The following is an 18,499-nucleotide window of genomic DNA, read 5'->3' on the forward strand; positions in this document are numbered from 1 at the left end:
TCCAGCTAATTCTTAATCAGCTTGCTTACGCAGGAATGCTGGGATATCCAGATAATCCGGCTCTTTGGTGGTTTGCGGCGTATTGTCGTTAACCACTTTCGCTACCGGTTTCTGCTCTTGCGTCAACGGCGCCATGCCGTGCTGCTGGTAACGATCCATTACCGGCTGCTGTACCTGCTTGTTGGTCACCAGAGTGATTTCAGGACGTTTGTCCATACCAATTCCAGTCGCAACAACGGTGACGCGCAGTTCGTCGTTCATATCCGGGTCCAGGGAGGTACCGATAACCACGGTCGCATTATCCGATGCAAAGGCACGAATCGTGTTACCGACGGTTTCGAACTCATCCAGACGCAGGTCGAAGCCCGCAGTAATGTTGACCAGCACGCCGCGCGCGCCAGACAGATCGATGTCTTCCAGCAGCGGAGAAGAGATAGCCATTTCAGCCGCTTCTTCTGCACGGTCTTCACCGCTTGCCACGCCTGAACCCATCATCGCGTAGCCCATTTCGGACATCACGGTGCGCACGTCTGCAAAGTCGACGTTCATCAGGCCCGGACGAGTAATCAGTTCAGCGATACCCTGGACTGCGCCTTTCAGCACGTCGTTCGCTGCGCCAAACGCATCCAGCAGGGAGATTCCGCGACCCAGCACTTTCAGCAGCTTGTCATTCGGAATAGTGATCAGAGAGTCCACATGTTTGGACAGCTCGGTGATACCCTGCTCCGCGAATGCCATACGCTTCTTACCTTCAAAGTTGAAAGGCTTAGTCACGACAGCAACGGTCAGAATACCTAAATCTTTTGCTACTTCAGCAACCACTGGCGCTGCACCGGTACCGGTACCGCCGCCCATGCCTGCTGCGATAAACACCATGTCTGCGCCGTCAAGCGCTGCACGCAGAGCTTCACGGTCTTCGTCTGCCGCATTACGGCCTACTTCCGGGTTTGCACCCGCGCCCAGACCTTTGGTGATGCCGCTACCAATCTGAATGGTCTGTCCAACCGCCGTTTTACGCAACGCCTGAGCGTCGGTATTCACCGCGAAGAATTCAACACCTTCGATGCGCTCGCGCACCATGTGTTCAACGGCATTACCGCCGCCGCCGCCGACGCCGATGACTTTAATCACCGCGTCATTGGTTAGTTCCATAGGTTCAAACATAGTTTCTCTCTCCGTTGTGCCTGTCGCCTGAGACCGTTAATGTGCGTTGGTCTCTTTAAAAATTAAAACTCTTTTCGCAGCCAGCTATTGAGTCGTTTGATCCACGAGCCAACTGATGCCGTAACGCGTTTTTCAACTTCAGCCTCACCACTCAAATGGGATTCTTTCCCGTAGTGAAGCAGCCCCACTGCCGTTGAATAATAAGGCTCCTGGGCATAATCCGTCAGACCAGTGATATTCAGCGGTGCGCCAATACGTACTTGCGTATGGAACACGCGCTGTGCGCAGGCCGCAAGACCTTCAATTTGCGCAGCGCCACCGGTTAACACAATCCCCGCCGCCAGATGATGTTTCACACCCTGCTGGCGAAGCTGTTCTTGTAATTGCAAAATTTCTTCGTTGACCAGGTTGAGCAGCTCGGTATAACGCGGCTCAATGACCTCTGCCAGGGTCTGACGTTGCAGGCTACGCGGTGGACGACCACCTACGCTTGGCACTTCAACGCTTTCGTCTTTACCCACGATGGAGCCCAGCGCGCATCCATGACGCACTTTGATGGCTTCAGCATCGCTCGGCGGCGTACCAAAGGCATACGCGATATCGCTGGTCACTACATTCCCTGCATAAGGGATCACTTTAGTGTGGCGCAACGCCCCGCCAGTATAAACGGCGATGTCCATTGTACCACCACCAATATCTACCACGCAGACACCCAGCTCACGTTCATCTTCCGTCAACACGGAATAACTGGCTGCCAACCCGGCAAAAATCAGTTGGTCAACTTTCAGACCACAACGTTCAACGGCTTTGACAATGTTCTTCGCCATGTCGTTGTGGCAGGTAATAAGATGGACTTTTGCCTGCATACGCACGCCGGAAAGACCGACCGGATTTTTAATGCCTTCCTGGTAGTCGATGGCGTATTCCTGCGGAATAACGTGCAGAACACGATGTTCATCGCGAACGCGTACGGATTTTGCCGTATGTACTACGTTTTCCACATCTTCCTGCGTCACTTCCTCTTCGGAAATGGGCACCATACCAATTTCATTTTGACAGCTAATATGTTTACCGGAAAGTGCCAGATACACCGAGGAAATCTGGCAATCTGCCATCAGTTCAGCCTGGTCAATGGCGCGCTGTACGCACTTCACCACTGACTCAAGGTCATTCACCCCGCCTTTATCCATACCTCGCGATGGGCAACTGCCCACGCCAATGATATTGACCATACCGTCGGGCAGAACTTCCCCTACTAAAGCGGCTACCTTCGCGGTGCCAATCTCCAGTCCAACTACCAGTTTTCTGTCCGTCGCCTTGATCATTGTTGTTCTGCCTGTGCCTGATTCTGTTGCTGATTAGATTCCTCAGGAGGCAAGGGAACCCAGCCTACTGCCGCTCCTGAGTCATAACGCAAATCAACGTAGCTAATCCGTTTGCCATCGGTTTGCGCCTGCTGCTGTAAAACCGGGTAGAGTTCCACAAAGCGAGCCAAACGTTTTATCGTATCGCCCCTGCCCAGATTCAGCTTAATATCGTTATTCAGCGTCAACTGCCAGGAACGACGAGCGGTCATCGCCGCTTCCTTCAGGGTGAATCTATCCTTAGCCAGCACCTGCCCCATATCGCGGAACCCTTGCAACACTTCACTTGCGCTGCCTTCCGGTCCATACAACATGGGTAATACCTGCTTATTGGCCCGACCGGTTGGAACACTGAACGTATTTCCTTCAGCATCCACCATATGTTGGTCATTCCAACGCGCAATGGGCACATATTCAACCAGATGAATCTTCAATTCATCGGGCCATTGCTTTCTGACGCTCGCCTGTTTAATCCAGGGGAGGCGTTCAATTTGACTCTGAATGATGTTCACATCCTGAGTCATAAAGGTTCCCGGAGCGCCCAGCGCCAGAATGGACTGACGAATATCGTCATTGCGCGTGTAATGCCGTTCGCCGGTTAACACCAGTTTCGATAAAGGCAAACGTTGCGCATCTTCCATCCATCCCAACACTACCCAGCCGCTGACAAACACGGTGCACAGCACCGTCAGCAGGAACAATATTCCTGCAAGACGCGTTCCATTATTGCGGCGTGAGGAGTTTACTTCTTCTTCATCACCGTTTCGCGTGTTCAGCGCAGCCTGCGACATATCAGTCCGCCAACTCCAGAATTCTTACCACCAACTGCGAGAAGCTCAGGCCCGCCTGACGCGCCGCCATCGGCACCAGACTGTGGCTGGTCATACCCGGAGAGGTATTCACTTCCAGCAGATAAAACTGGCCATCGCTGTCCAGCATGACGTCAATGCGACCCCAACCTTTACAGCCCAATGCGGTCCACGCTTTCAGGACTAATTCCTGTAAACGGGCCTCTTGTTCGACTTCCAGACCAGCAGGGCAGAAATATTGTGTCTCATCAGAGAGATACTTCGCCTCATAATCATAGAAGGTTCCCGCGGGTTGGATACGTATTGACGGTAAAATTTCTTCACCAAGCATCGCAACTGTAAATTCCGGGCCACTGAGCCATTTTTCGATCAGTACTTCTTCATCATGCTGAAAAGCCAATGCTAATGCACCATGCAAAGCATTTTCTTCTTCAACTTTTGACATCCCTACGCTTGAGCCTTCACGGCTTGGCTTCACAATCAGCGGCAAACCTAACGCAGAAATCTCCGTAACCACCTCATCGCTAAGACCTTTTTCGAATTCAGCGCGAGTCAATGCGACCCAAGGCGCGACCGGTAAACCAGCCCCCTGCCACAACAGTTTGCTGCGCAGTTTGTCCATCGAAATGGCAGAAGCCATGACGCCACTACCGGTATACGGCAGACCAATCAGCTCCAGCATGCCCTGCAACGTGCCATCTTCACCACCACGACCGTGCAGCGCAATAAACACCTTTTGAAAACCCATCGATTTCAAAAGCGTGACATCAACCTCTTTTGGGTCAATTGGATGAGCATCCACACCACCTTCGCGTAACCCTGCCAGTACGGCCGCGCCGGAATTCAGCGAAACGTCACGCTCTGCGGAGGTTCCCCCTAACAGGACCGCGATTTTATCAGCCATGTTGTTCTTCCTCCGGGTTTTGCGGCTTCAGTTTGATTTCAGCTAAGGAACGCGCGATTTTGCCGATATTTCCAGCGCCCTGCACCAAAATCAGATCGTTGCCGGTTAATACCGGCGCCAACATGTCTGCCACCTGAGCCGGATCGGATACCAGAATCGGGTCGATCTTACCGCGACCACGGATCGTACGGCACAGCGAGCGGCTGTCAGCCCCCGGAATCGCAGCTTCACCCGCGGCGTATACATCCAGCATCAACAGCGCATCGACCTGAGTCAGCACGTTGGCAAAGTCGTCATACAAATCGCGTGTACGCGTAAAGCGGTGCGGCTGGAACAGCATTACCAGATTTTTGTCCGGCCAACCCGCGCGAGCAGCTTTAATCGTGGCATCCACTTCCGTTGGGTGATGACCATAATCATCCACCAGCATCGCCGTCCCGGCTTTACCGTTTACCGGCTCCAGCGGGAATTCGCCGAGGAAGTCAAAACGTCGTCCGGTGCCCTGGAAACTTTCCAGCGCGCGCAGAATTGCGTCGTCTTCAATGCCTTCTTCTGTTGCCACTGCCACCGCCGCCGCCGCGTTCAGCGCATTGTGACGGCCCGGTGCGTTCAACGTCACGCGTAAATCGGCCATCCCCTGACGCAGCAGCGTGAAGTGTCCTTGTGGACCAATCTGCTGGTAATCTTCGACGCGCACATCAGCATCATCGCTGAAACCATAGGTTGTGGTTTGACGACCAACTCGCGGCAACAACTCGCGGATCACCGGATCGTCAACGCACATCACCGCACGACCATAAAACGGCAAGTTGTGCAGGAAATTAATAAACGTCTGCTTTAAATTTTCGAAGTCGCCATGGTAGGTATCCATATGATCGGCTTCGATATTGGTAACAATCGCTACCATCGGCTGCAAATGCAGGAACGACGCATCGCTCTCATCCGCCTCCGCAATTAAATAACGGCTATGACCCAGACGCGCATGGACGCCTGCGGCCTTCACCAGACCGCCGTTGACAAACGTCGGATCCAGCCCCGCTTCTGCGTAGATACTGGAGACCATCGCTGTGGTCGTGGTTTTACCGTGCGTCCCGGCAATGGCGATACCGTGACGAAAACGCATTAACTCCGCCAGCATTTCAGCACGACGGATCACCGGAATACGCGCTTCATGCGCCGCAACAATTTCCGGGTTATCCGCAGAAATCGCGCTGGATACCACCACCACGCTCGCATCACGCACATTTTCAGGGCGATGGTTGAAGAAAATCGTGGCGCCCAGATTCGTCAACTGCTGCGTCACCGGGTTCGGCGCCAGGTCAGAACCACTGATCTGATAACCTTCGTTGGCCAAAACTTCGGCAATACCGCCCATACCAGCACCACCGATGCCGACAAAGTGAATGTGCCGAACGCGACGCATTTCGGGCACGATGGAACGCAGTTTTGCCAGTTGTTGTGTATTCATTCTTTAGCCATTAACTTCTTAGTTCATGCGATGCAAAAGGCATCACCACAATTACGCCCGGGCAGCCCGGCTCACTTCATTAGCAACACGCTCTGTGGCATCCGGTATGGATGCGGCGCGCGCACGTTCTGCCATGGTTAATAAGGTTTCTCGCGACCACCCGGAAAGGGTGTTCGCGACGGCATCCACAGTAAACTGCGGCTGCTCAAGAATTTTAGCGGCGCCCGCTTTCTCAAGCGGCAGCGCATTCCAGTACTGCTGTCGGTCTTTGTGCTGGAAAGGCACAAACAGCGCAGGCAAACCCGCAGCGGCAATTTCGCTTACCGTCAGCGCGCCGGAGCGACAAACTACGACATCCGCCCACGCGTAGGCGGCTGCCATATCATCAATAAACTCAGTGACCTTGTGCTGCGGTTGTCCCGCGTCGGCATACGCCTGTTCAACGGTTTGCTGCGCGCCTTTGCCACTCTGATGCCAGATAGTCACCGCGTCACCAAGCTTTGCGGCAACCTGCGGCATCGTCTGGTTCAATACGCGTGCGCCCTGAGATCCCCCGACGACCAGCACGCGAACCGGGCCTTCACGCCCCGCCAGACGCGCTTCGGGCAACGGCAGCGCCAGAACGTCGGTGCGTACCGGGTTACCCACCACTTCCGCATTCGGGAAAGCGCCAGGAAAAGCCTGCATCACCTTCGTTGCAATCTTCGCCAGCCACTTGTTGGTTAATCCCGCAATGCCGTTCTGCTCATGCAGGACAACCGGGATGCCTAATGACCAGGCAGCCAGACCGCCAGGGCCGGACACATAGCCGCCCATCCCCAGCACCACATCAGGCTTAAACTGCTTCATAATGGCGCGCGCCTGACGCCAGGCATTAAAAATACGCACGGGGGCGGCAAGCAGCGCGTTGACACCTTTACCACGCAAACCGGAGATGCGAATAAAGTCAATTTCAATGCCATGCTTCGGCACTAAGTCCGCTTCCATACGATCGGCGGTGCCCAGCCAACGAACCTGCCAGCCCTGGGCCATTAAATGGTGCGCGACCGCCAGCCCCGGGAACACATGCCCACCGGTACCGCCTGCCATCACCATTAACCGCTTCGGTTGACCACTCATCGTGCACCTCGTGTAAACGCCTGGGCTTTTTCCAGACGCGTTTCATAATCAATACGTAACAAAAACATGATGGCCGTCGACATAATCAACAAACTGGAACCACCATAACTGATCAGCGGTAACGTCAGACCTTTTGTTGGCAGCATACCTGCTGCCGCGCCGACGTTTACCAGGGCCTGGAAGCTGAACCAAATCCCGATGGAGCAGGCTAAAAAGCCTGAAAAACGGTGGTCAATTTCCAGTGCTTTGCGACCGATCGACATCGCGCGAAAAGCGACGAAGAATACCATTAAAAGTGCCAATACCACACCGATATAACCCAGCTCTTCCCCAATGATGGCGAAGATGAAGTCGGTGTGCGCTTCCGGTAAATACTCCAGTTTTTGCACTGAATTACCTAACCCCTGACCCCAAACCTCACCGCGACCAAAAGCCATCAGCGATTGCGTTAACTGGTAGCCGCTGCCAAACGGATCTTCCCATGGGTTCCAGAAGGAGGTTACGCGGCGAATACGATACGGTTCGGCAAGGATTAGCAGCACCACCGCCGAAATCCCCATGCCGATAATGGCAATGAACTGCCACAGTTTCGCACCAGCGAGAAACAGCATCGCCAGCGTCGTGACAAACAGCACCACTACCGTACCAAGGTCAGGCTGCGCCAGCAGTAAGACTGCCAGCACCAGAATCACACCCATCGGTTTTAAGAAGCCGCGCAGGTTGTTACGCACTTCATCGACTTTACGCACCAGGTAGTTAGCGAGATAACAGAACAGCGACAGCTTGGTGAATTCCGCAGGCTGAATACGCAGCGGCCCCAGCGCGATCCAACGCGATGCCCCGTTAACGGAGCTCCCCACCACCAGAACGATCAACAACATGATGATCGAGGCGATCAGCATCGTCGTGCTGTACTTCTGCCAGAACTCCATCGGCAGACGCAGCGTCACCATCGCCAGACAGAACGCGAGGAAGATATACAGCGCGTCACGCTTAGCAAACAGGAAGGGATCGCCCGCCAGACGTTGCCCTACGGGCATTGATGCCGATGTCACCATCACAAAACCGATCGCTGCCAGACCAAAAGTCAGCCACAGCAGCATGCGGTCATACATGATCAGGCTGTCCGCGTCTTTATCACGCGAAGCCATCACCCAGCCTTTAAGTGCCGCGAAGATCCACGCCAGGACACCCAGTCCCGGTACGCGCGGCATTTTCAGACGAGGGAGAGAGAATCGCATCAACCCAACTCCTTCGCTAAACGGGTAAAGACGTCACCGCGTTGCTCAAAGTTCTTGAACTGGTCAAGGCTGGCGCAGGCTGGCGACAGCAGCACCATATCACCCGACTTCACACGCGGTGCGAGCAGACGCATTGCCTGCTCCATGGTTTCAGTGTGTTCCGTAACCTCAGGACGCAGAGCGGCAAGCTGCGCGCCATCGCGACCAAAGCAGTACAGACGAATGCTGTTGCCAGTCAGGTAGCGTTGCAGCGGCGTAAAGTCGGCCGATTTCCCATCGCCGCCCAGCAGCAGGTGCAACGTACCGTCAACGTGCAGACCATTCAGTGCCGCTTCTGTGCTGCCAACGTTGGTGGCTTTTGAATCGTTAATCCAACGCACACCGTTATGATTCAGTACCAACTGGAAACGATGCGCCAGACCGGTAAAGGTAGTCAGCGCTTTCAGGCTGGATGCCCGCGGCAGACCCGCAGCATCCGCCAGCGCCAGCGCAGCCAGTGCGTTGGTATAGTTATGCTGGCCGGTAAGCGTCATCTCTTTCACGTTCAGGACTTTTTCGCCCTTCACCCGCAGCCAGGTTTCACCCTGCTGACGATTGAGATGATAGTCACCCATGTTGATGCCAAAGCTCACGCAGCGCTCATCCGCCCCGCGAATCGGCATGGTCAGCGCATCATCGGCATTAACCACACACACTTTCGCATTCTCATAGACGCGCAGTTTGGCCGCACGGTACTGCTGCAAGCCAAACGGATACCTGTCCATATGATCTTCGGTGACGTTCAAAATGGTGGCGGCTACAGCCTGTAAGCTGGAGGTTGTCTCCAGCTGGAAGCTCGACAGCTCCAGTACATACAGCTCACGTTCGTCATCCAGCAGCATCAGCGCGGGCAGGCCGATATTTCCGCCAACACCCACGTTCACACCAGCCGCTTTCGCCATTTCTCCCACCAACGTGGTGACGGTGCTTTTCCCGTTGGAACCGGTGATCGCGACGATCGGCGCCTGCGCTTCACGACAGAACAGCTCGATGTCACCGACAATTTCGATCCCTGCATCAGCAGCGGCGCTCAGCGAAGGATGCGCCAGGGCAATACCAGGGCTGGCGACGATGAGATCGGCGGCCAGCAGCCAATCATCATTCAGGCTGCCAACATGACGCTCAACCGCTTCCGGCAATTTATCCAGGCCAGGTGGCGTTGCGCGGGTATCCATCACACGCGGCGTCACACCACGCGCCAGAAAGAAATCCACGCATGACAGCCCGGTCAATCCCAGACCGATAATGACGACTTTTTTACCCTGGTAATCAGCCATGATTAACGTACCTTCAGCGTTGCCAGGCCAATCAGCACCAGCATCAGCGAAATAATCCAGAAGCGCACAATTACGCGCGGTTCCGGCCAGCCTTTCAGTTCATAGTGATGGTGAATCGGCGCCATACGGAAGATGCGCTGTCCGCGCAGCTTAAAGGAGCCAACCTGCAAAATGACCGACAGCGTTTCCACAACAAATACGCCGCCCATGATTACCAGCAGGAACTCCTGACGCAGCAGCACGGCAATAATACCCAGCGCGCCGCCCAGCGCCAGCGAACCGACGTCGCCCATAAAGACCTGCGCCGGATAGGTGTTAAACCACAGGAAGCCTAACCCCGCGCCGACAATCGCCGTACAGACGATCACCAACTCACCGGCATGGCGTAAATAGGGAATGTGCAGATAGTTGGCAAAGTTCATGTTACCGGTCGCCCATGCCACCAGCGCAAAACCCGCTGCCACGAACACGGTCGGCATAATCGCCAGACCATCCAGGCCATCGGTGAGGTTTACCGCGTTGCCAGTACCCACAATCACGAAGTACGCCAGCAGCACGTAGAACAGCCCCAACTGCGGCATGACATCTTTAAAGAACGGCACCACCAGCTCGGTAGCCGGGGTATCTTTACCGGCGAGGTACAGCGCAAAGGCTACACCCAGCGCAATCACCGACATCCAGAAGTACTTCCAGCGGGCAATCAGGCCCTTGGTATCTTTTCGCACCACTTTGCGGTAGTCATCGACAAAACCGATAATGCCGTAGCCAATCAATACCACCAGCACGCACCATACGTACGGGTTCGACGGATATGCCCACAACAGAACGGAGATAACAATCGCGGTGAGGATCATGATCCCGCCCATGGTTGGCGTACCACGTTTACTAAAGTGCGATTCAGGACCGTCGTTACGTACAACCTGTCCAAAGGACATTTTTTGCAAGCGGGCAATCATGCGCGGGCCCATCCACAAAGAGATGAACAGCGCGGTCAGCAGGCTGACGATGGCGCGAAACGTCAGATAGGAAAAGACGTTAAAGCCGGAATAATATTTGACCAAATGTTCGGCCAGCCAAACTAACATGTCCCATTCTCCTGTAATGCGCGTACTACCTCTTCCATGGCGGCACTACGTGAACCCTTCACTAAAATCGTCATGACCTGATGTTCTGCAATCAATGCTTTAAGATGCGCGGCCAGCGCGCTTTTATCCGCAAAATGTTCGCCAACGCCACTGGCGTCGCTAATTGCCTGACTCAGTTTTCCTGTACTCAGTACACGGTCGATACCTGCTGCTTTCGCAGCAACACCTACCTGTACATGGCATGCTTCACTTTCTGCGCCAAGCTCTGCCATATCGCCAACGACCAGTACGCGATAGCCCGGCATTTCAGACAGCACCTGCACCGCTGCGGTCATCGAACCGACGTTCGCGTTATAGGAGTCGTCCAGCAGCAGCTGATTTTCTGCGAGTTGAATCGGGAACAGACGTCCTGGTACCGCCTGCAGATCTTTCAAACCCGCTTTGATCGCCTCGTGCGTCGCGCCTACCGCCATAGAAAGCGCCGCCGCCGCAAGGGCGTTAGCGATATTGTGGCGACCCGGCAACGGCAGCAGGACATCAATGCTTCCGGTCGGCGTTTGCAGAGAAAATTCCGTGCCATGCGAGGTCACATGAACGTTGGTCGCAGAAAAGTCGCTGTTGGCCGCATTCGGGGAGAAGCGCCAGACTTTGCGATCGCCGATGATGCTTTGCCAGTTCAACCAGTCGTTGTTGTCGGCATTCATAATGGCGATACCGTTCGCAGACAGGCCGGTAAAAACCTCACCTTTTGCCTTCGCAACGCCCGCCAGAGAGCCGAAGCCTTCCAGGTGCGCGGCGGCCAGGTTGTTCACCAGCGCCGCTTCCGGACGCGTCAGGCCGACGGTCCAGGCGATTTCGCCCTGATGGTTGGCGCCGAGCTCAATCACGGCATAGTCGTAATCGTTATTTAAGCGCAGCAGCGTCATCGGTACGCCGATGTCGTTATTCAGATTGCCCGCGGTATATAGGGTGTTACCACACTGGCTCAGAATGGCAGCCGTCATCTCTTTGACGGACGTTTTACCGGATGAGCCGGTCAGCGCGACAACGCGCGCCGGAACCTGAGCGCGAACCCACGCCGCCAGTTCACCAAACGCCAGACGTGTATCTTTAACAATGAGCTGCGGCAGGTTGGTGTTCAACGGGCGGCTGACCAGCAGCGCACCCGCCCCGCTCTCTTGCGCTTCGTCTGCAAAATCATGGGCATCAAAGCGTTCGCCTTTCAGCGCCACAAACAGGCAGCCCGGCGTCACTTTACGCGTATCGGTTGTTACGGCATCAAGGGTCAGATCGGCCCCTTTCAGTTCGCCACGGAGGATCTCCGCCAGTTGGCTGAGCGTTACGCTAATCATGCGATAACCCCCAGCAGACGCGCTGCGGTCACGCGGTCAGAATAGTCGAGACGCTGCGAGCCAACGATCTGGTAATCTTCGTGACCTTTCCCGGCCACCAGCACCACGTCGTTTTCTTTCGCCTGCATAATGGCGTTTGTCACGGCTTCTGCGCGCCCTTCCATCACCTTCGCCTGTCCGGCATCCAGCATACCCGCCAGAATGTCGTTAATAATGGCGCGTGGCTCTTCGGTACGTGGGTTGTCATCAGTCACCACGACAACATCTGCAAACTGCTCGGCGATTGCGCCCATCAAAGGACGTTTGCCTTTGTCGCGATCGCCGCCGCAGCCAAAGACGCACCACAGTTTGCCTGTACAGTGCAAACGTGCCGCCTGCAGCGCTTTTTCCAGCGCATCTGGCGTATGGGCGTAATCAACCACCACGGTGGTTTTACCCGGCGCGCTGAACACTTCCATACGTCCGCAAACCGGCTGCAATTGTGTCGCCGTTTTCAGTAAATCAGCTAACGGATAGCCCAGTGCCAACAGCGTTGCCAGCGCCAGCAGAAGATTGCTGACGTTAAACGCCCCCATCAGGCGGCTTTCAATTTCGCCGTCGCCCCATGAGGAGGTAAAACGAATCGTTGCCCCGCTGTCGTGATACTTCACGTCAACCGCTTTTAACCAACGACCATGACAGTTCGGGTTGATGTGGTCTTCCATCGAAACGGCAACCGCATCCGGGAGTTTCGCCAGCCAGCGACGACCGACGTCATCATCCGCATTGACGATGGCCTGACCGCAACGGTGCGTGGAATACAGCAGCCATTTCGCGGCTTCGTAATGTTCCATGTCGCCGTGGTAGTCGAGATGGTCACGGCTTAAGTTAGTAAATACTGATGCGGCAAACTTCAGCGCCGCCACGCGATGCTGAACCAGACCGTGTGAAGAGACTTCCATCGCGCCAACCGTTGCGCCCTGCGCTGCCAGCCCCGCCAGCACATGCTGGACATCAACTGCTGAACCGGTGGTATTTTCCGTCGGGATCACTTTGCCCAGCAGGCCATTGCCTACTGTTCCCATTACCGCGCTGGTTTCGCCAAGCAGTTGGCTCCACTGTGCCAGCAATTGGGTGGTGGTAGTTTTACCGTTGGTCCCGGTCACACCGACCAGACGCATTTTCTCAGAAGGCTCGTGGTAAAAACGGCCTGCCAGTGCAGATAAACGTTCGTTAAGCTGACTGAGATAGATGACCGGAACGCCGTGCATTTCACGGATTTCACCATCAGTAGCTTCATCTTTTGCTTCTGCAATAATGGCAGCCACACCTTGCGCTATCGCCTGCGGGATATACCGACGCCCGTCCGCCTGATGACCCAATACTGCGACAAAGAGATCGCCCGATGCAGCCACACGGCTGTCAAGCGTCATCTCCCGCAGTGCTCGCTCCGGTGCACCCGGCACCCATGGAGCAAGAAGGTCGCGCAAATTACGATCTGCCACCTGTTGCCTCGCCTTGATTATTCACAAATTCATTTTTATCGCCCGTTGTCAGCGCATCCGGCTCGATGTTCATGGTACGCAGTACGCCGCCCATGATGGCACCAAAGACCGGCGCGGAAACGGCGCCACCGTAGTATTTACCCGCCTGCGGATCGTTGATAACAACAACCAGCGCGAAGCGCGGCTGACTCGCAGGCGCAACACCTGCGGTATAAGCAATGTATTTGTTGATGTAGCGGCCATCTGGCCCTACTTTTTTCGCTGTACCGGTTTTAATGGCGATACGATAGCCTTTAATCGCCGCCTTCACGCCGCCGCCGCCGGGCAGCGCCACGCTTTCCATCATATGCACGACGGTACGCACGGTATCTTCCGGGAAGATACGCTCGCCCGGAACAGGAGGGTCAACTTTGGTAATCGACAGTGGACGATAAATGCCGTAGCTGCCGATCGTTGCATAGACTCGTGCTAACTGTAACGGTGTTACCATTAGCCCGTAGCCGAAAGAGAAGGTGGCCCTCTCTATGTCAGACCACCGTTGTTTTTGAGGATATAAGCCACTGCGTTCTCCGACCAACCCCAAATTGGTCGCTTTTCCCAGCCCAAAACGTGAGTAAGTATCTACTAACGCTGAGGACGGCATCGCTAACGCCAGCTTGGAAACACCGACGTTACTCGACTTCTGCAAAACCCCGGTGAGGGTTAATTCGCTATAACGCGCCACGTCTTTGATTTCGTGACCATTAATTCGGTAAGGGATAGTGTTGAGGACGGTATTTTCGCGTACCACGCCACGCTGCAGCGCGGTCATCACCACCATCGGTTTAACGGTAGAACCCGGTTCAAACACGTCGGTGATGGTACGGTTACGCATCGCGTCTTTTGGCGTACCGGTGAGATTGTTCGGGTTGTAGGACGGACTGTTGGCCATGGCCAACACTTCACCGGTGTTTACATCCACCAGTACCGCACTGCCTGACTCCGCCTTGTTGAACGCCACGGCGTTATTCAGTTCGCGGTAAACCAGTGCCTGTAAACGCTCATCAATGCTCAACGCGAGGTTATGCGCCGCCTGGCTGTCGGTAGAGGAGATATCTTCAATGACGCGGCCATAACGGTCTTTACGTACAATACGTTCACCCGGTTGTCCGGTGAGCCACTTATCGAAGCTCTTCTCAACGCCTTCAATCCCCTGGCTGTCGACGTTAGTAAAACCGATGAGGTGAGCAGTCACTTCTCCGGAAGGATAGTAACGGCGGGATTCTTCGCGCAGGTGGATACCCGGCAGCTTCAGTTTCTTGATGTAGTCGGCCATGTCAGGGTTTACCTGACGCGCCAGATAGATAAAGCGCCCTTTCGGGTTGGCGTTAATGCGGGAAGCCAGTTGATCGAGCGGGAGATTCAGCGCGGTTGACAGCGCTCTCCAGCGTTCGCCAACGCTCACGCCGCCTGCATCATGTACTTCTTTCGGGTCGGCCCATATCGCTTTAACCGGAACGCTCACCGCCAGCGGGCGACCAGAGCGGTCGGTAATCATTCCGCGTGATGTAGACACTTCCTGGACGCGTAGAGAGCGCATATCACCCTGACGCACCAGCATGTCCGGCGCGATGATTTGCAGCCAGGCAACGCGCCCCAGCAGAAAACCCAGTGCCAGCAAAATACAGCCGCACAGTAACGCAAAACGCCAACTGATAAAGTTGGCTTGTTCTTCCTGGCGTTTTGGTTTGTGCGTTTTTGCCGCTGCTTTCATGCGTCGCGTTTATCCTTATTTTTGTACTACGATATTTTCTTGTGAGGGATCGACATGCTGCATTTGCAGCTTTTCCGTTGCGATCCGTTCAACACGGCTATGGTCGCCGAGCGCGTTCTCCTCAAGGATCAAGTTACGCCATTCGATATCCAGCGCATCTCGCTCCAGAACCAGCTGCTCACGCTGCGCGGTCAGTAACCGCGTATGGTGGGCTGTTGTCACGACGGTAACCGCCGTCAAAATAATGCAAATGAACAGGCAGAGTGGCAGCTTCCCGAACCGCAAAAGATCGTCACCGATCACGCCAGGCAAGGCATGGCGCTCGTTGCTTCCTATCGATCCTTTAACTTTGCTTAGGGCTTCTGTCACTCTGCTGATCATGCGTTCGTCCTCTCTGCGATACGCAGAACTGAACTACGGGCACGAGGATTCTCAGCTACCTCTTCTTCACCCGGCATCATCTTGCCTAGTGCTCTTAACTCACGACCGCCCAGCTTTTTGATCTGCGCTTCGGTCATCGGTATTCCAGCCGGTACCTGAGGGCCACGGCTTTGTTCACGCATAAAGCGTTTCACAATGCGGTCTTCAAGCGAATGGAAACTGATGATCGAAAGGCGACCACCTGGAGCCAGCACGCTGAGCGAGCTTTTTAGCGCCTGCTCTATCTCCTCCAGTTCACTGTTCACCCAAATGCGCACCGCCTGGAAGGTACGGGTCGCGGGATGTTTGAATTTGTCCTTCACCGGCATTGCCGCCGCAATGACTTCCGCCAGCTCTTTGGTGCGGGTCATCGGTTCGATGCGGTTGCGCTCGACGATGGCGCGCGCAATGCGTTTGCCGAAGCGCTCTTCGCCAAAGGTTTTAATCACCCAGGCAATGTCTGCTTCATCGGCGGTTTGCAGCCATTCGGCCGCTGACTGACCGCGTGTTGGGTCCATACGCATGTCTAACGGACCGTCACGCATAAACGAGAAACCGCGCTCTGCGTCATCGAGCTGCGGTGAAGAAACGCCCAGATCGAGTAGAATCCCGTCGATCTTACCGGTCAGTCCACGCTCGGCGACATAGTCAGCCAGCGCAGAGAAAGGTCCATGTACGATGGAGAAACGGGGATCGGTAATCGTTTTTGCAACGGCAATAGCCTGCGGATCGCGATCGATTGCCAGTAAACGTCCCTCTTCGCCAAGCTGGGAGAGGATCAGACGTGAGTGACCACCGCGACCAAATGTCCCGTCAATGTAGATGCCGTCTGGACGAATATTCAGGCCGTTTACGGCTTCATCCAGCAACACCGTTGTATGTTTATAATTTTCCGTCATTTTATAGAGACAAATCCTGCAATCGTTCCGACAACGCGCCAGTAACAGACTGCTCAGCGTCGATATCTTCCTTGACCTGTTGATACCAGGTCGTTTCATCCCACAGCTCAAACTTATTGAACTGCCCAACCAGCATCACTTCTTTCGTTAGCCCTGCGTGTTGCCGCAGAATGGGTGCTATCAGTAATCGACCAGCGTTATCCATCTGACATTCGCTGGCATGACCCAACAATAAGCGCTGTACGCGACGCTCAACTGGATTCATGCTCGACAGACGCGATAGCTTCTGCTCGATTATTTCCCATTCAGGCAGGGGGTACAGCAGCAGGCACGGGTGATGGATGTCAATGGTGCAAACCATTTGACCGGTAGCGCTCTCAAGCAGTTGATCCCGATAACGGGTAGGCACGGATAAGCGCCCTTTACTGTCGAGATTAACTAACGTTGCTCCCCGGAACATGCCAGTCTCACCCCCAATTACCACTTTACCCCACAAATTCCCACTTAAAGGAGTTTACGGAGCGGAGGAAAACCTTGTCAAGCAAGTCACGGCGCTTAGCGGAGCAAAAAACCCATTGTTTACGGCTAATATCAGCGTTGAACAAATTCCGTACAGCAAACGAAGCAAATTAACGTCATGAATATTTGTAAGAAAAAAATCCAACAACTCATCATTGTTTAAAACAACTGAATATCATCCAAAGAAAATATAAAGTGTCAGTTTGCGACGCGAGCGGCATTTTAGGACAATATGCAGCGAGTTAACAGTACCAGTTAATCGGTCTGTACGCCGCGCAGAGTCGAGGTAAGCACCAGATGGCCGCAATACGAGAGCAAAGTGTTTGTTAATTCGGCAAATCCATACAAGCATGTAACAAAATAATACAAGCGTAACGCGTCGTTACGTATCAATAACCCAAAAATGGATAGTTGCATTTTTAATTCGGGGTATTTCAAGAATGAATTTCAGATAATTCTAAAGAATATTCTTAAATATAATGCGGTTATTTCTGAGAATAGAAAAATTGAAGACGTCAGAGGCTTATCCCGCCGACGTCATCAATTGAGGAAACTTAGTTACGGCTGAGAATACCACGACGGTACAGATTACGCCGTATACGCGTTAAACCTGGTTTTGGTTTACGCGGTTCGTCCAGACTTGCCAGTACAATCTCCAGCACGCGTTCTGCGACATCGCGATGGCGCTGTGCCACTGCCAGTACCGGGCACTGTAGGAAGTCGAGCAGTTCGTGATCGCCAAAAGTCGCAATCGCTAAATCAGACGGCAGTTGCCCATCACGACGCAGGGTCACATCCATCACGCCCTGCAACAGGGCAAACGACGTGGTAAACAACGCCTGAGGCATTGGGTGCGTTTCCAGCCATTTATCAAACAACTGCGCAGCTGCTTCCCGCTCATAGCTGTTGGCGTACAGGAAATGGACTTCACGCGGATCGTCCTTCCACGCGGTACGAAAACCCTGCTCGCGCAGGAAACTGACGGATAATTCAGGAAGCGCGCCCAGATAGAGGACGGTTTCAGCAGGGAATTTGCGTAACTCCTCTGCCAGCATTTCCGCATCATCCTGATCCGCACCCACAACGCTGGTAAAATGTTCGCGGTCCAGTGCACGGTCCAGCGCCACAATCGGGAATGAACTGTTTGCCCAGCGTTGGTAGAACGGATGCTCAGGCGGCAAAGAAGTCGACACAATAATGGCATCGACCTGGCGCTGTAAAAGATGCTCAATACAGCGCATTTCGTTATCCGGCTGATCTTCAGAGCAGGCAATCAACAGCTGATACCCACGCTGACGCGCCTGGCGTTCCAGATAGTTTGCGATCCGGGTATAGCTTGTGTTCTCAAGATCCGGGATCACCAGCCCGATAGAACGTGTGCGTCCAGCACGCAGCCCGGCCGCCACGGCATTCGGGTGGTAATTATGCTCACGCACCACCGCCATGACTTTTTCAACCGTTTTGTCGCTTACGCGATATTGCTTTGCTTTGCCATTAATAACGTAGCTTGCAGTCGTTCGCGAAACGCCGGCCAACCGAGCGATTTCATCCAGTTTCACAATTGCCCCTTGCGTAAAATGTACAAACCATAACCTTTTAGAT

At 54.4% G+C, this 18,499-nt stretch carries 16 protein-coding genes; all 16 read right to left on the reverse strand.

Going from position 1 to position 18,499, the window contains the following annotated elements; translation table 11 throughout:
• Positions 1 to 12: 12 nt before the first annotated feature.
• Positions 13 to 1,164, reverse strand: coding sequence for a cell division protein FtsZ (gene ftsZ, locus OGY71_RS21250; protein WP_003018753.1), 1,152 nt, complete (start codon positions 1,162 to 1,164; stop codon positions 13 to 15).
• A gap of 62 nt (positions 1,165 to 1,226) precedes the next feature.
• A complete protein-coding gene (ftsA, locus tag OGY71_RS21255; protein ID WP_003018755.1) occupies positions 1,227 to 2,489 on the reverse strand; it encodes a cell division protein FtsA in 1,263 nt (420 codons plus the stop codon).
• The gene (gene ftsQ, locus OGY71_RS21260; RefSeq protein WP_003018758.1) at positions 2,486 to 3,319 is read right to left on the reverse strand and encodes a cell division protein FtsQ; all 834 of its coding nucleotides are present in this window, start codon (positions 3,317 to 3,319) and stop codon (positions 2,486 to 2,488) included. Before ftsQ ends, ftsA begins: the two co-directional genes overlap by 4 nt.
• 1 nt (position 3,320) lies before the next feature.
• Complete coding sequence (locus OGY71_RS21265; protein WP_284962140.1) at positions 3,321 to 4,241, reverse strand: D-alanine--D-alanine ligase; 921 nt, start codon at positions 4,239 to 4,241, stop codon at positions 3,321 to 3,323.
• Positions 4,234 to 5,709, reverse strand: coding sequence for a UDP-N-acetylmuramate--L-alanine ligase (gene murC / locus OGY71_RS21270; protein ID WP_003018763.1), 1,476 nt, complete (start codon positions 5,707 to 5,709; stop codon positions 4,234 to 4,236). Before murC ends, OGY71_RS21265 begins: the two co-directional genes overlap by 8 nt.
• 51 nt (positions 5,710 to 5,760) lie before the next feature.
• The gene (gene murG, locus OGY71_RS21275; RefSeq protein ID WP_003829528.1) at positions 5,761 to 6,828 is read right to left on the reverse strand and encodes an undecaprenyldiphospho-muramoylpentapeptide beta-N-acetylglucosaminyltransferase; all 1,068 of its coding nucleotides are present in this window, start codon (positions 6,826 to 6,828) and stop codon (positions 5,761 to 5,763) included.
• A complete protein-coding gene (ftsW, locus tag OGY71_RS21280; protein ID WP_003829529.1) occupies positions 6,825 to 8,069 on the reverse strand; it encodes a cell division protein FtsW in 1,245 nt (414 codons plus the stop codon). The genes murG and ftsW overlap by 4 nt, the downstream gene beginning before the upstream one ends.
• Positions 8,069 to 9,385 (reverse strand): UDP-N-acetylmuramoyl-L-alanine--D-glutamate ligase, encoded by a 1,317-nt coding sequence (murD, locus tag OGY71_RS21285; protein ID WP_286613687.1) that lies wholly within the window; start codon positions 9,383 to 9,385, stop codon positions 8,069 to 8,071. Before murD ends, ftsW begins: the two co-directional genes overlap by 1 nt.
• A gap of 2 nt (positions 9,386 to 9,387) precedes the next feature.
• A complete protein-coding gene (gene mraY, locus OGY71_RS21290; protein ID WP_003018774.1) occupies positions 9,388 to 10,470 on the reverse strand; it encodes a phospho-N-acetylmuramoyl-pentapeptide-transferase in 1,083 nt (360 codons plus the stop codon).
• On the reverse strand, positions 10,464 to 11,822 hold the full coding sequence (gene murF / locus OGY71_RS21295; protein WP_286613689.1) for a UDP-N-acetylmuramoyl-tripeptide--D-alanyl-D-alanine ligase: 1,359 nt from the start codon (positions 11,820 to 11,822) through the stop codon (positions 10,464 to 10,466). Before murF ends, mraY begins: the two co-directional genes overlap by 7 nt.
• Positions 11,819 to 13,306, reverse strand: a complete 1,488-nt coding sequence (murE, locus tag OGY71_RS21300) for a UDP-N-acetylmuramoyl-L-alanyl-D-glutamate--2,6-diaminopimelate ligase (protein WP_286613691.1) — start codon at positions 13,304 to 13,306, stop codon at positions 11,819 to 11,821. The genes murF and murE overlap by 4 nt, the downstream gene beginning before the upstream one ends.
• On the reverse strand, positions 13,293 to 15,059 hold the full coding sequence (gene ftsI / locus OGY71_RS21305) for a peptidoglycan glycosyltransferase FtsI (protein ID WP_206160123.1): 1,767 nt from the start codon (positions 15,057 to 15,059) through the stop codon (positions 13,293 to 13,295). Before ftsI ends, murE begins: the two co-directional genes overlap by 14 nt.
• Before the next feature lie 15 nt (positions 15,060 to 15,074).
• The gene (ftsL, locus tag OGY71_RS21310; RefSeq protein ID WP_000625651.1) at positions 15,075 to 15,440 is read right to left on the reverse strand and encodes a cell division protein FtsL; all 366 of its coding nucleotides are present in this window, start codon (positions 15,438 to 15,440) and stop codon (positions 15,075 to 15,077) included.
• Positions 15,437 to 16,378: a 16S rRNA (cytosine(1402)-N(4))-methyltransferase RsmH gene (rsmH, locus tag OGY71_RS21315; RefSeq protein WP_003018789.1), complete on the reverse strand. Its 942-nt coding sequence runs from the start codon at positions 16,376 to 16,378 to the stop codon at positions 15,437 to 15,439. The genes ftsL and rsmH overlap by 4 nt, the downstream gene beginning before the upstream one ends.
• A 1-nt stretch (position 16,379) precedes the next feature.
• On the reverse strand, positions 16,380 to 16,838 hold the full coding sequence (gene mraZ, locus OGY71_RS21320; RefSeq protein ID WP_003018792.1) for a division/cell wall cluster transcriptional repressor MraZ: 459 nt from the start codon (positions 16,836 to 16,838) through the stop codon (positions 16,380 to 16,382).
• Between the two features lie 613 nt (positions 16,839 to 17,451).
• Positions 17,452 to 18,456, reverse strand: coding sequence for a catabolite repressor/activator (gene cra, locus OGY71_RS21325; protein ID WP_003018794.1), 1,005 nt, complete (start codon positions 18,454 to 18,456; stop codon positions 17,452 to 17,454).
• Positions 18,457 to 18,499: the final 43 nt, after the last annotated feature.

This window comes from Citrobacter sp. Cpo109 (assembly GCF_030332565.1).
GTDB lineage: Bacteria > Pseudomonadota > Gammaproteobacteria > Enterobacterales > Enterobacteriaceae > Citrobacter > Citrobacter portucalensis.